We start from the raw sequence: 14,227 nt of genomic DNA on the forward strand, positions 1-14,227 counted from the left end.
ACGTTGTAGGAGGTTCCAATGAACAATTCGATGATCAATTCATCGGTATCCATGCATGCTTTACAGCAGAAGCTGGATATTCTGGCGAATAATATGGCTAATTCCAATACGAACGGCTTTAAGAAGAAGGAGGCTTCCTTCGAGGACGTTCTGACTAACATTAAGAACCAGCCGCAGGGCTTCCGTCAGCAAGGACGCTTATCCCCCCTTGGATTTAATCAGGGCTGGGGATCAAGGCTTGTCCAAACACAGATAAACATGTCCCAGGGCCCTATCCAATCCACCGGCAATATAACGGATTTGGCCATTCAGGGTGATGGCTTGTTTGAATTAGCGATCCCCACTACGGATGCCAATGGAAACCAGGCTTTCCAAACTGCATGGACGAGAAACGGGGCTCTGCACCTAAGTCCGGACAACCAGGGAAGCATGACGCTAAATACAGAAGATGGACATTATCTGGTCAACACCAACGGAGCACCGGTTAGAATTCCTAAAAATTACCGCCCTGAGATTGACCAGAACGGCAATATATTCGCTTATAGCGAAATTAATCATAGTGCACCGCCAATAAATGTAGGACAAATCAAGCTAGTGCGTGTTGTGCGCCCGCAGCTTCTTCAAGAATTGGGGAATAACTTATATACACTGCCTGCGGATATCGGTGATATCCAAAACGTCCTGCAAAATGTAAATGGGAATCCAATGGATGGGGCAGATCGCGTGGAGGTTATGCAGGGATACCTGGAGCAGTCTAATGTGAATATGGCTGATGAAATGACGGATCTTGTTATGGTGCAGCGAGCTTTCCAACTCAGTTCTCGTGCAGTTACTTCCTCGGATACAATGATGAATTTAGCCAATAATTTGCGTGGCTAACAGGGGAAAGTGAGGAAATAACCCGATGTCTGAAAAGCAAAGTTCAACAGAAGCAACTGTAAACAAAACAACGGCCAGTAAAACGGCCACCAATCAAACAACTGCAAAAAAGACAACCGCAAAAAAAAATAAGAAAAAAACCAGACCGTTATGGCTGGCGATTATTTTAGCTATCCTTAAATTTATTCGTGTGCCCTTCCTGTGCTTAGTCGCTTTAGCTATCGGACTTTGGATTGGTTATGTGAAGGTGGGCCATCAGCCGACATCCGAGATGTTCGAATTTAAGACATGGAAGCACTTATTTGATCTAGTATTTGCGAATTAAATCGGCTCCCGTAAGGGAGTTTTATTTTTGCTGGCAGAACGTTTATAATAAATGAAGGTTCTCTTGAGGAGAGGAAAACGCTTGAATGTTCCGAACTTGCTGACACTAAGCCGATTTGTTCTTATACCTGTCTATCTGGTCGTTTTTTTTGAAGGTTATCCAAAGACCGCTTTTTTAATTCTGGTTGTGGCGGGCTTAACGGATATTCTCGATGGTTATTGGGCCAGGTCACGGGGATTAATTACGCCGCTGGGCATCATGCTGGATCCGCTGGCGGATAAGACAATGATGCTTGCTGTAATGATCTCCTTATTGATCTCGGGCATGATACCGTGGCAAGCGGCGGCGGCTATTTTTATTCGAGATATTGGCATGATTATCGGTTCGGCTTTTTTCCATTTCCGAGGGAAGCGGACGGTTCCAGCCAATATGTTAGGCAAGCTTACGACCGTGCTGTACTATGTGGCTATTTTATTTATTGTATTTGAGCTTTCTTTTGCCACTACCTATTTATGGTTTGTTATTGTTATTTCATTTATAGTCTCTGTGATCTACATCATTCAATTTGCTTTATTAAATGCCAATAAGGCAGGTACAGGCTCGAATTCTAAAATATAAAAGAGCAAAAAAAGCAAAAAAGAGCATAAGTATAAGCATATCAAATATTGATTGCCCATACTTACACTCCCTTATATCAACCTTCACTTCTGCAGTCATGAAGGGATATGACTAGTTTAAGTCAATTTCATTGTTTTTATACAGGTATCCGGGAAGGAGTTTATATGAATGCTAGATATTAATCAAATTCAAGAGATTATTCCGCATCGCCCTCCGTTTTTACTCATCGACCGCATTCTTGAAGTGGAAGAAGGGGTAAGGGCTGTTGGCATTAAAAATGTGACGATGAATGAACCTTTTTTTACGGGACATTTCCCGGGATTCCCGGTGATGCCCGGTGTGTTAGTGATCGAAGCCTTGGCTCAAGTGGGAGCCGTCGCTATTTTAAAAAAGGAAGCTAACCGCGGTAAAATTGCCTTGTTCGCCGGTATTGACGATGTACGTATCCGTGGTCAGGTTGTACCAGGAGACACGCTCACCTTAGAAATGACCATTACACGTATAAAAGGGATAATCGGCAAAGGCCGGGCAGTCGCAAAGGTAGGGGATCGTATAGTTTGTGAAGGTGAGCTGATGTTCGCCCTAACGGATCCGAAGTAGAGAAAAGTAGATTAGAAGGAGCTGAAATCTTAATGTCGATGAGCCGCGTACAAACGGAGTATCAATTATGGCTGGATGATCCCGCAATTGACCCTACAACCAAGGAAGAGCTTCGTGCAATCGGGGGGAGCGCCAAGGAAATAGAAGATCGTTTCTATAAGGACCTGGAGTTTGGAACAGGGGGATTAAGGGGCGTGATCGGTGCTGGTACGAACCGGATTAATGTGTACACCGTAGGGCGGGCCAGTCAGGGACTTGCAGAATATGTGCTGCAGACGGGTGCAGCTTCTCCTTCTATTGTTATTGCATATGATTCCCGGAACATGTCACCTGAATTTGCTTTGGAATCTGCCTTGGTTTTTGCCGGCAATGGGGTAAAGGCTTATGTATTCAAAGCTCTTAGACCGACTCCAGAGCTATCTTTTGCAGTGCGTTACCTTGGTGCGTCAGCAGGTGTGGTTGTAACGGCAAGCCATAATCCTCCTGAATATAATGGCTACAAGGTTTACGGCTCCGATGGCGGACAGCTGGTACCAGAGGCAGCAGGACAGGTTATTGCTCTGGTAGGCGCAGTAGATTCGTTTAACAAAGTGAAGAAGCTTGGCCGGGAAGAGGCTGAGGCCAGCGGCTTGCTGGAGTGGATCGGCGAGGAAATTGACATTAAATATACAGCAGCTGTGGCCTCCGTAAGCCAAAATTCCGATATCGTACGTCAAATTAGCGGCGATTTCCGGATCGTCTATACACCCCTCCATGGAGCGGGTAATGTTCCTGTGCGCGATGCCCTGCAAGCCGTCGGCTTTGACCAGGTGCAGGTAGTCCCGGAGCAAGAGCTGCCAGACTCACGGTTCTCTACAGTCAAGTCGCCTAATCCGGAGGAAAAGGAAGCCTTCACCCTTGCCATCAAGCAGGCCGAAGCCTGGGATGCGGATATCATAATCGGAACGGATCCGGATTGCGACCGCATGGGCGCAGTTGTCAAGGATGCTAATGGTGACTATATCGTTCTGACTGGGAATCAATCGGGAGCGATTATGGTGAATTACCTGTTACATAGCATGCAGGAGCGGGGGACACTGCCGGGCAATGGGGTCGTTATTAAGACCATTGTAACCAGCGAGATGGGGGCTGTAATCGCCAATCATTATGGGGTTCCAACGCTGAATACATTAACCGGATTTAAATATATCGGCGAGAAAATGACTGAATACGAGCAAACAGGCGAGCATCAGTTCTTATTTGGATATGAGGAAAGCTATGGTTATCTGGCAGGCGACTATGCTAGGGACAAAGATGCTGTAATCGCGTCTATGCTCATTTGCGAAGCTGCCGCTTATTATAAAACGCAAGGAAAAACTTTATATGATGTGCTTCAGGAGCTTTATGAATCCTTTGGGTATTTTTTGGAAAGGCTGGAATCAAGAACGCTGAAGGGCAAGGATGGCGTCGAGCAAATCGGCCGGATTATGGAAAGCTGGAGAACAAATCCGCCTGAGCAGATCCATGGCAAACGGGTGCTGGAAATCGAGGATTACTCCAAGGGGATTCATGGGCTTCCTCATGAGAATGTGCTTAAATTCAAGCTGGAAAACGGCTCTTGGTTTTGTCTTCGACCATCTGGCACGGAACCGAAAATTAAATTTTATTTCGCTGTCCAGGGCACTTCCGCTTCGCAGGCAGCTGAGCAGTTAAATGATATCGTTCAAGATGTCCTCAGCCGTATAGATGGACAAGGGAGTGAATAGCTTGATTCAAAGGTACACATCGTGGAATAAATTATTGCGAAAAGCTTTATGGTGGTTAGTTATCATCGGCATGCTTTGCTCTCTGCCGCTGGTTTATACCAGATATGAGACAGAAACTTCCGCCAAACAGGTGGAGTTTGTGTTTGATTACCGCGATTTGCTGGACATCGCTGATCTTCAAACAAGTCCGCAGGATTTCGTAAAAAAACAGCTCGTGGCGATGAAAGAAGCAGGAATAGGCTCATTAGCAGTCTATGAAGCGACATTATCAGAATTAAGGCAGAGCCGGCTCATTGAGATGTACAACTCTCGTGAAGCAGTAGCCTTGACGCAAACCATAGGGCTTCCTAACGAAAACTTTACCTATATTTTATTTAGTGACGCACAAGCCAGGCTGCAGCTGCAGCCGCTTATCGAAAAGACCTTTGCAGATTTGCAGGTTCGTACACGGCCATGGAGCTTCAAAAATCAAGCAGGCTTGATTATTGAGATGATCATGGATGAGGCGTCCCTCAAGCCTATGGATCCGGACCCTATCACACTAAGCATGTTGAAGGAACAAGGGTTTCAAATCGTAGTCCGTTTATCGAACCGCAGAGCCTTTGTACCCAATCAGATGGATGCTCTTTTGAAGCATCTTTACAGCTTTGGGGTTAAAAAAATTATCGTCGATGGTGATTCAGTTCCAGGGTATACCGAGGAGGACACCAGCGAAAATCTGGATAAAATGGCGGAGCTTCTTCATAAGTACGGTATGGGGCTAGCAGCCATTGAAATGCTTAAGCAGCCACAGAAGGGCTTCAATACACTGGCCAAAGAGACGAATTTCGATGTTGTCCGGCTTCATTCCTATATGGAGAGAGACGGCGAAAAGCTGATGGAGAACCTGAAGAAGGAAGAACTGGAGCAGCGTATTCAAGCTGCAGCAGACCGCCTGGTTCTGGCTGTAAAGGATCGTAATATCCGGATGGTCTTCCTTAATGCCAAGCCTTTAAAAAGTTTAGACAGAGCGGCTATTGTGAACCCGCTAAATGCTCTATATGCAAGCTTGAATGGCAAGGATGGTGCGATTCCTCGAATCGAAAAGGCTGGATTTACTACCGGTCAGGCGGAAGCCTTCCTGGTCAAAGAGTCAAGCTGGCAAAAGGTAGCCAGATTCTTTATATTAGTAGGTAGTGTAAGCTTAATTACACTTCTTATTTCTTACTTTTTCCCGCAAGTGGCTTTGCTAGTGTTTGTTATAGGCTTGGTTGGAGCTGTTGGTCTCCATACTTTGTCTGGAAGCTTATATGCCCAAGGGTTGGCATTAGGCGCCGCTATTAGCGCACCTAGTATTGCTGTTATGCTTGCTATTCGTTCAGTGATTCAAGGAAAGGCGGCAAGGTGGCGGTCAGGCATCGCTTTTGCGCTTTTGCAAATTATTAAGACTTCCGCGATTTCAATGATCGGTGTGGTCTACGTTATAGTACTGCTGAATCAGATTACGTACTTCTTGGTGCTAGAGCAGTTTAGAGGCGTTGGTTTGCTGCATTTGCTGCCAATTGCTATTGTGGCGATCTATCTCTTGCTCTTCAGTGATGATTCCACTTATACGCAGAAGCTGCAGAAGCTCAAAGCCATACTTTCTTCGAATATTCGGGTTTTATGGCTGGTGCTGGTTGGTATTGCCGTTGCTGCGGGATACTATTATTTATCCCGTACAGGCAATGAAGGACAAGCTCCTGCTTTTGAAAAGCTGTTCCGTTCCTTCCTGGAGAATACGCTGGGCGTAAGACCGAGGATCAAAGAGTTCTTATTTGCACATCCGCTCTTCTTCCTTGGAGCTTATCTGTCCATTCGTTATAAGCATGCGGTCTATCTGATGCTCATTGGCGTCATCGGGCAATTATCGATTGTGGATACTTTTGCTCATCTCCATACACCAATGGCTATTTCGGGGATTCGTATTTCGTATGGCATTATTTTCGGAATCATCGTGGGTCTTGTGATGATTGCCGTCTGGGAAATTGTGGTGAGGAGTTGGAAGCGATGGGCTCCTCAGTTCAAAGGATAGTTCTTTCAGGCTATTACGGCTTTGATAACAGCGGGGATGAGGCGGTGCTTCAATCGATTCTGCTGGCTTTGAAGGAGCAGGGGAGAGAGCAGGGGATTACGATCGAACCGATCGTCCTGTCTGCGAACCCTGAACGAACGCGTCAAATGTACGGCGTCAGGGTATATCATCGTATGAAGCTTCCGCAGGTGCTCAAAGCACTGCGGGAGAGTGATGGCTTAATCAGCGGCGGCGGAAGCCTTCTGCAGGATGCGACCAGCGCGAAGTCGATTCCCTACTATTTGGGCATTCTCAAGCTGGCTCAGTGGCTTGGCAAGCCGACTTTTATTTATTCGCAGGGCATTGGCCCTGTGAATCGGCGCATGTTTGACGGCTGGATCCGCTCGGTGTTCAAGCGGTGCGCCTATGTTTCCGTCCGTGATGTGGAATCCGCGGACCTGCTGGCCTCGATGCGCTTCCCCCGGGAGCGCGCCCAGGTTGTGCCCGACCCGGTCATGGGCCTCCCGCTGCGGAGCTCTGGTGCATCGAGCTCTTCTGGAGAATCAGGAGCGTCTGGTTTGACTGAAGCATCGGGAGTAACTGGAGTATCTGGTGCGTCAGGAGCAGCGGGTGCAATCGAAACATCAGGGGGAGTCGGTGCATCTAATGCATCAGGAGCAAGTGGGGCATCAGGAGCTGCCAGAGCGGCTGCGGACAGCCCCTTGCTCGGGGCTGTCTCTGTGGGCGCTTCAAGCGCGCCCGCGGGTGTGCGGACGGTCGGCGTATCCGTCCGCTTCTGGAACCGGGACCGCTCAGAGCTGGAAGCTCTCTCGCGGTCCTTGACACTGCTGCTCGCAGCCCGCGATGTGCGGCTGCGGTTCCTGCCCTTCCACCTCCCGGAGGATGAGGTGGCCTCGGACTACGTGATCTCCCGCTTGGGCGGGGATCACGGGGACCGGGTGGAGATGATGCGAGGCATCGCCCATCCCCAGGATATGCTTGAGCAGGTGGCACACTGTGACCTGCTCATTGGAATGAGGCTGCATGCTTTGATTTATGCAGCTTCGCAGTTTGTGCCTATGGTAGGCATCTCGTACGATCCGAAGATCGACCAGTTCCTCCATAGGCTGGGGATGAAGGCTGCCGCATCGACTACGCAGTTCGATGCGGCAGCCCTGACCGCTGAGGCCGTCAGCCTGCTGGACGGCCGGGATGCGTGGGCGGCCGATAAAAAGGCCGTCATTGAGCAGCTCAAGGCAGAGGCGCAGCGCCCTGCCCAGCAGATTTTATCTTTTTTTCAGAAATAAAATGATTCAACTTAACGAATATTTGGAGTGTTTTCCGAACAAATTTTGCAATACCCATAATTTTCCGCAACTAAAACTATGCTTACAACGTCTAAATTATGATTACTGTATCTAAAGGATGAGATTTCTTGAACCGACAACCTACTGCTTCGTTAACGGGCTCAATGCCAGCGGAGCGTATTTCCAAAGTCCGTATCTTCGGCGTTCCCATATCCCGAATGGGCATGAAACAGACCGTGCAATATTTATCAGAAGCTGTTGAGCGGAGACAGCCGCATCAAGTCATTACGGCTAATCCGATTATGGTGATGGCTGCGGTTCATGATGAGCGATACCGCTCCATGATGCAGGAGGCCGAATTGATTGTTCCTGACGGCACTGGTGTTGTCTGGGCAGCTAAGCATGTGGGCGAGCCTGTGACGGAACGCGTAGCGGGTTACGATCTGCTTCAAGAGCTCATGCGGGCGGGCGAGCCAAAGAGCTGGAAGGTTTACATGCTGGGGGCCTCCACAGAGGTTGTTGAAGCCGCGGCGAATAAGCTGAAGGATGCTTATCCAGGCATTCAGATTGTGGGCTGCCGCAATGGCTATTTTACCGAGGATCAGGACCAGGAAATCATTCAGCACATCGTGCAGACCGCGCCTGATTTGCTATTGGTAGGAAGATCGGCGGACAAGCAGGAGCCATGGATCGCAAGGTATAAGCAGCAGCTGCAGGTGCCGATTATGATGGGCATAGGCGGGAGTTTCGATGTTTTGTCAGGCAAGCTTAAGCGAGCTCCTCTATTTTTCCAAAAACTAAGAATTGAGTGGCTATACCGTCTTTTGCAAGAGCCTTGGCGCTTTAAAAGAATGCTGACACTTCCGAAATTCGCAGTGAAAGTTATTCGCGAGAAAGAAAAAGTCACCAAATATTGAATATATCCTGCTAATTGCCTGAAAGCGGTCTGAAAGGGGCCATTTTGCCCAAAAACAGAGTTGGTGTTTGTTTGGGAAACAGAGTATAATTTGGTCGGCAGGTTTCCTGCATAGATAGTAGAGGGGCTGTGGAAGAAAAATGTATGGTTTATATGTGATCGGGTTTGTCGCCTCATGCCTTATGGCATTGCTGTTAACACCCATCGTCAAAAAGTTTGCCTTCTGGGTAGGTGCCGTAGATGCGCCGAATCATCGTAAGGTACATACAAGAATCATGCCGCGTCTTGGAGGCCTGGCCATTTTTCTGGCTTTTGTCGGAGCTTACTTTATCGTTTCCCCAGCATTGAACAGCTTTAACTCGGATGCCGGTATGGGACTGCTTCTTGGAGGTCTCGTCATCGTGATTACGGGTGCACTGGATGACCGTTTTCAGTTATCGCCCAAGTGGAAGCTGTTGGGTCAGATTATAGCGGCTAGTATTGTAGTATCCTTTGGTTTAAAAATTGATCTAGTTAATATCCCATTCGGCGTAGATGATCTTCCTATTGGATGGTTAAGTATTCCTATTACGATTTTATGGATAGTCGGCGTTTCTAACGCTATTAATTTAATAGATGGACTGGACGGTTTGTCAGCAGGAGTTTCTGCTATTGCTACAGTGACCATTCTTATCTTGGCTCTTATGATGCCCAATGCAACTGTAGTACTTCTTAGCGTTATTTTACTTGGCAGCATTATTGGCTTTATGTTTTATAATTTTCATCCGGCAAAAATCTTTATGGGTGACTCAGGGGCGTTATTCCTTGGGTTTGCACTTGCCACCTTGTCCATCCTTGGTTTTAAACAAGCTGCAGTTGTGTCCCTGCTTATTCCTATTATGATTCTTGGCGTGCCTTTATCCGATACGTTTTTTGCCATCATGCGCCGTTATGTAAATAAATTGCCTATATCTGCGCCAGACAAAAGCCATCTTCATCACTGCTTGCTGCAGTTAGGCTTTAGTCACCGTACTACCGTTTTTATTATTTATGGAATTGCTTTGATTTTTGGAGGAAGTGCAGTTGCATGTTCCTTGCTAATGGGAAAATCACAGGATTTGACCTGGGCCGTTACCCTGATTATCGTGGCACTGTTTCTGGTCATGCTTTTGGGCGCGGAAGCGATCGGTATCATCAGCAAAAGCCGCAAGCCGATCCTTAAATTTTTTCAAAAAATCATGGGCAAACCTGTACAAACCGACCGTTTTGGTAAATAATCAATAGGCACTTATTGCAAAATTGTATAATACAACCTTAGGGCTTCGCCCTTTTGTAAGCTTTAAAAAACCGTTCTTCCAACCCGGGAGGCGGTTTTTTCTGGTTTATTACGGAGTTTGTGGCTTTATAGCGACGCAGATTTTTCATATTGTCACTATCCCTTTCTGTCAGGAAACAGAAGCCTGCTGGCTGTCCGTTTGAGAATGGCTTGTTCGGCATATTGTAGCTGAGAGAGGGAATGGTGGGTGGAAGAGCGGTAGCGTCCGCATTTAAAGATTTGTTCCAACCCCACATCTATACCATTCAAGGGAACAAATCATTAACAGCGGCTGGAGCCCACATCCATACCCCTCCGCGATGCACCGAATTCTCGAAGACGTACCTCAATGGTCGCCACAAGGCGTTTTTCCCATTTAGAACTTTTCCGTGCCGACTCCTAAAGAAATCAGGTACTTCTGCCGATATATATAATACATGGATTAATTCATAAGGAGTGATTTTAAGGTAATGAAGAAGCTAATTAATTATTTAATGGTGGCTGCATTGGTATTTACCATCCTGCCTCTGAAGCCGGCCCAAGCCGCTGCTGCCAATTTTTTTATTCCCGATAATGTAGCTATATCGAATACAGCCAATATGATAACCGTAGATCCTGCTCTGCATACACCTCTTCTAACTCGCAGCACAGCTTTTTTGTCCAATGCGAAAATTATGTCGATCTCAGGGATTCATCAACAAGTAACTTCAACTTCTTTAAATGTTACGATCGAACAGATCACATTTAATGAGACAAGCAGAGCTTGGCAGGTTGAGCCTGGTAAAACAGAAAGTCTTCCCGTGGCTTCCACAGGAGGCAATCGATTTAATGCCAACGGTATTGAGCTATTCCCTGGATTCAATAGGCTTACTTTTACCGGGAGCCAAGGCTCCGTTACCAAAAAGGATGTTTTCTATGTTTTGTATGACTCGGCTCCTTTACTCAACACCCTGCAATTGATCTCAAATTCTGAATCCTTCAGTCTGAATGAAGGGGCAAGCTTAGTGTTGACCACACCAGCGGCATCCATTCAAGGAAATGCGGCTAATGCAACTTCTGTGATTGTAAATGGTCAAAGGGCTTCTGTGCTGAGCAACGGCATGTTTTTTGCGCCTGCTGTGACCTTAACCCCAGGGCTTAATAATTTTAACATTACGCTATCTAACGAGTCTGATTCGATCACATTGAAGCGTCAGGTTTATTATTATGCACCTCAAACGCCTATTACGATGCTCAAGGTAAAGCAAACAGGATCCACTACCCAAGAAAGTTTGCTAAGCTCCATACCAACATTAACCGGATCAGGGAGTACAGCTGAGCTTGAATTGCAATTCCTCGTTCCTTATCAAAATGTTCCTTTCAATAATGCGAATTCTCAAATAAGAATAAACTCAGTTGTCGTACCTATAGCTTCGCCAGGCGGAGTTGAGAGTGTAAAGGAAACGGTCATATCCAATACGTATGGAGCGCCCGCCTTCAAATTGATTACTCTAACAACGGACAGCTATGATTTAGTGATGGACGGTGCAGACCTTGCGGCCAGTCAACCAGTTGCTATAGCTGTTACTTATATGCCGCTTACCCCGACTGCGGTTACTTTCAGCAGTAATTACTCATTTAATCTTGCTGTAGGCCAAACTTTAATCAAAGGAATTTCACTGCTTCCAGGTTACGTTGCAGGAAGTAATGTCACAGCTACAACGCCAACGTCAGCATTGAACGGATCGGAAGTTTCTCTGCCTGATTTCTTTATTATGGTTGATACATCTGTTGACTTGGTAACCCCTGCAGATCTCAAAGTGGCGTTGTTACCTTTAAGCACCAGTCCACTAACTATTACACCGCTAGCTGATACTACGCCTTCAAGCACCAAAAAAGTGTTTAAAGTATCTGGATTGCCAGAAGGAGAACATACTTTATCTTTTACAATCGGGAATACGAATCCAGTGCCTTTCTTGGCCAAAGTAAATTATGTTTCAAAAAACTACGTCTCACTTGAAGGTCTTTACAATGGACTTGTGCTTAAAATGGATTCTTCTAAAACAACAAATATGGTTCAACTGAAGGGTAAAATTATCGGGTTTGGCTCAAACCTTCTGAATGCCCAATTGCTGATCAACAATGTAGATTACTCAGCCGCACCACATAATCTGTTGAATCTATCTCCTCAAAATTTAACCGATGGGAGCTATGATTTTCCTAATGTAGCGAACGCCAATAATATATCTGTAGATCGTAACAGTGGTCCTCTGTTTTTTGGTGAGAATACAATTAAGTTTGTTGTTGACTATAATGCTGTGCCGGTAACGCCAGGCGGCCCAACCAGTGTGCTGCGGCAATATGTTAAAGAAATCAAATTTTACATTGTCGACACCAACGTGCCGACCTTGTCTGATGTTCGCCCATTAACCCCTCCACCTGCATCAATTGTTAGAGGGAATTTGAATAGTACGGATCCATCGACTTATTTACCGGCATCACCAGAGTTTCAAAACAAGCAAACCTATTACGCAACTACGCATTCCAACATGGATTTGTTTATTGAAGGCTCAGGGGCTTCCCAGGTAGTGGTCAAGGATGGTGGCAAAGAGATCTATAATGCCATGATCAGCTCCAACGCAGTGCCACAAACGACGCCTACATCGGTAGCCATAGGTTCCTCCGCAGCTGATTTCTACGGAAACCAAAGCGCTTTTCGGATTCGGATACTGAATGTTCCGCTTTCTTCCGTAGGAACCCGTGTGTTTACTGTTGAGTTAACAAATATTAATGGAGCTCAAGTAACACAAACTTTAGAGATTCATCGTGACAATGTACCGTATCGCTTGTTAGCGCCTGCTGCAAATACCGGCAGTAAAATTGTAGTCAATAAAAACTTTGTTTTATTCGATATAGAAGCTCAGGGTGCCACAGATGTATTGATTAATGGCAAATCGGCTAAACCTAGAGCAGATTTTTCTGGCAGATATACGTATACGCTTATTGGTTTAAAGGCTGATGCCGAAAACAAGGTAAATCTTGTTGTTAAACGTCCCGGAGGAGAAATAAAGGATACTGTTATTGTCAACTATGTTACAGATCCTGATGTAGGGACTATGTACATGGAAGCGATGGGTGCCAAGCATTCAGTTTTTAATAAGCAAGTTCAATTAAACTTTCCGAAAAACACCATCTTAAGACGCGTATTTGATGGCAGAATACAGCCTCAAGCAAATCTTTTATTTGGAATAGCTGATCCCAATTCGGGAAATACGGAACTAGTTAACGATTACGGGCAGGTACTGGGCATAGATTTGGATGGCAGAACACCTAACGGTTCCTCACCGATTCCAATTAATGCGCAGCTATCCAGCCAGTTTTCCAACCAGTTTGGCCGTGAGCATTTTAACGCCATCTCTCCTTTCTACTGGATTTCAGCAGGTATGGGAGAAATGCCGTCACAATTCCCTTACAGCCCTGCCACAGGCGGGATTGCTCCGTATTCTACAGATGGAACTTTCACGCTCTATAATCAAGCTCGGGTAGTTGTCCCAAGTGAACGAGGGGAGCTGAAGCTGTCATTTAATGAAGCTGTCGTTTCGCAAGCCGGCCCTGAAATTACTGTTTTCTTTCTAGGTAACGATGGAATATGGAAAAACCTTGGCGGTGTAGTAGATGTTAAAGCACGTACTATAACGGTACCTTTTGATAGTTTCGGTTTTTACATGGTGGGCAAGCTTAAGTACGGCTTTGACGATATTACCAATCATGGCTGGGCGCGTGATATTTTGCAGGCTCTGTACTCCAAAGGATATATGCCTAACCTGTATTTCAATACATTCGGGAGTGATGATTACATTACCCGCGGCGAGTTTGCTTCGCTCATAGTTCGTTCTCTTGGCATTAAGATCAATTCCGATAACAAGAATACATTTATTGATATTATTCCCGGGTCCCGTTCGACTACTTGGGAATATGCAGAAATTGAAACGGCAGCAAGGGCTGGCATCATCCAAGGCTTTGAAAACCAGGTATTTGCTCCTGACTTATTAATAACCAGACAAGATGCTTCTGTTATGATCACTAGAGCGCTGAGTGACAAGCTTAAGCAAGCGATCAATGATGACAAGCTGGCAGCGAAGCTTCAGAAAACTTTTGTCGATGCCCAGGACATTTCTTTTTATAGCAGAACTGCGGTTGAGGCATTGTCCAGTGCAGGAATAATACTAGGCAGTCCTATAACTGCAACGACTCCAACTAAAGGCAAGCCGCTTGTTAACTTCAATCCGAAGTCTGACATGACAAGGGCCGAAGCAGGACAAATTACGGTAAGAATACTACAGAAATATTTTAAAACATTCCCGAAAAACTTAACATAATGAGCTAAAATGAAGGGGCCTGAGCTGGCTCCTTCCTCTTAATCTTTTTGGTAAATTGTTACGGATGACGAATATGATAGATCCATAGTATACTAAGTCCCGTGGAACAAATGATATACAAAACAGCCATACGAGGCAGCCACACCAGGAGAA

10 protein-coding genes are annotated in these 14,227 nt (G+C 46.0%); all 10 read left to right on the top strand.

The window, feature by feature from the left end; genetic code table 11:
• Window positions 1-18: 18 nt before the first annotated feature.
• A complete protein-coding gene (locus J2Z66_RS20370) occupies window positions 19-879 on the top strand; it encodes a flagellar hook-basal body protein (protein WP_209973769.1) in 861 nt (286 codons plus the stop codon).
• A 25-nt stretch (window positions 880-904) separates the two neighbouring features.
• Window positions 905-1,204 carry a DNA-directed RNA polymerase subunit beta gene (locus J2Z66_RS20375; protein WP_209973771.1) on the top strand — a complete coding sequence of 100 codons (300 nt, stop codon included), beginning with the start codon at window positions 905-907 and terminating at the stop codon, window positions 1,202-1,204.
• 81 nt (window positions 1,205-1,285) lie between these two features.
• Window positions 1,286-1,822, top strand: a complete 537-nt coding sequence (locus J2Z66_RS20380; RefSeq protein WP_245375694.1) for a CDP-alcohol phosphatidyltransferase family protein — start codon at window positions 1,286-1,288, stop codon at window positions 1,820-1,822.
• A 168-nt stretch (window positions 1,823-1,990) separates the two neighbouring features.
• Window positions 1,991-2,422, top strand: a complete 432-nt coding sequence (fabZ, locus tag J2Z66_RS20385; RefSeq protein WP_209973775.1) for a 3-hydroxyacyl-ACP dehydratase FabZ — start codon at window positions 1,991-1,993, stop codon at window positions 2,420-2,422.
• 38 nt (window positions 2,423-2,460) lie between these two features.
• Window positions 2,461-4,167, top strand: coding sequence for a phospho-sugar mutase (locus J2Z66_RS20390; RefSeq protein WP_209973929.1), 1,707 nt, complete (start codon window positions 2,461-2,463; stop codon window positions 4,165-4,167).
• Window positions 4,160-6,220, top strand: a complete 2,061-nt coding sequence (locus J2Z66_RS20395) for a DUF5693 family protein (protein ID WP_446686405.1) — start codon at window positions 4,160-4,162, stop codon at window positions 6,218-6,220. Before J2Z66_RS20390 ends, J2Z66_RS20395 begins: the two co-directional genes overlap by 8 nt.
• Entirely contained in the window at window positions 6,196-7,506 is a 1,311-nt protein-coding gene (locus tag J2Z66_RS20400; protein ID WP_209973779.1) for a polysaccharide pyruvyl transferase family protein, read from the top strand. The genes J2Z66_RS20395 and J2Z66_RS20400 overlap by 25 nt, the downstream gene beginning before the upstream one ends.
• Before the next feature lie 164 nt (window positions 7,507-7,670).
• Window positions 7,671-8,423: a WecB/TagA/CpsF family glycosyltransferase gene (locus J2Z66_RS20405; RefSeq protein WP_209973931.1), complete on the top strand. Its 753-nt coding sequence runs from the start codon at window positions 7,671-7,673 to the stop codon at window positions 8,421-8,423.
• Window positions 8,424-8,562: 139 nt separating this feature from the next.
• On the top strand, window positions 8,563-9,678 hold the full coding sequence (locus J2Z66_RS20410) for a glycosyltransferase family 4 protein (protein ID WP_209973781.1): 1,116 nt from the start codon (window positions 8,563-8,565) through the stop codon (window positions 9,676-9,678).
• A gap of 508 nt (window positions 9,679-10,186) precedes the next feature.
• Window positions 10,187-14,074, top strand: coding sequence for an S-layer homology domain-containing protein (locus J2Z66_RS20415; protein WP_209973783.1), 3,888 nt, complete (start codon window positions 10,187-10,189; stop codon window positions 14,072-14,074).
• The last annotated feature ends 153 nt before the right edge of the window (window positions 14,075-14,227 follow it).

The organism is Paenibacillus eucommiae (assembly GCF_017874215.1).
In the GTDB taxonomy this organism is placed as follows: Bacteria; Bacillota; Bacilli; order Paenibacillales; family NBRC-103111; genus Paenibacillus_AI; species Paenibacillus_AI eucommiae.

Coding starts and splice junctions, on each gene's coding strand:
- J2Z66_RS20370 (WP_209973769.1), top strand. CDS start 19: ATGAACAATTCGATGATCAATTCATCGGTATCCATGCATGCTTTACAG.
- J2Z66_RS20375 (WP_209973771.1), top strand. CDS start 905: ATGTCTGAAAAGCAAAGTTCAACAGAAGCAACTGTAAACAAAACAACG.
- fabZ (WP_209973775.1), top strand. CDS start 1,991: ATGCTAGATATTAATCAAATTCAAGAGATTATTCCGCATCGCCCTCCG.
- J2Z66_RS20390 (WP_209973929.1), top strand. CDS start 2,461: ATGAGCCGCGTACAAACGGAGTATCAATTATGGCTGGATGATCCCGCA.
- J2Z66_RS20400 (WP_209973779.1), top strand. CDS start 6,196: ATGGGCTCCTCAGTTCAAAGGATAGTTCTTTCAGGCTATTACGGCTTT.
- J2Z66_RS20405 (WP_209973931.1), top strand. CDS start 7,671: ATGCCAGCGGAGCGTATTTCCAAAGTCCGTATCTTCGGCGTTCCCATA.
- J2Z66_RS20410 (WP_209973781.1), top strand. CDS start 8,563: ATGTATGGTTTATATGTGATCGGGTTTGTCGCCTCATGCCTTATGGCA.
- J2Z66_RS20415 (WP_209973783.1), top strand. CDS start 10,187: ATGAAGAAGCTAATTAATTATTTAATGGTGGCTGCATTGGTATTTACC.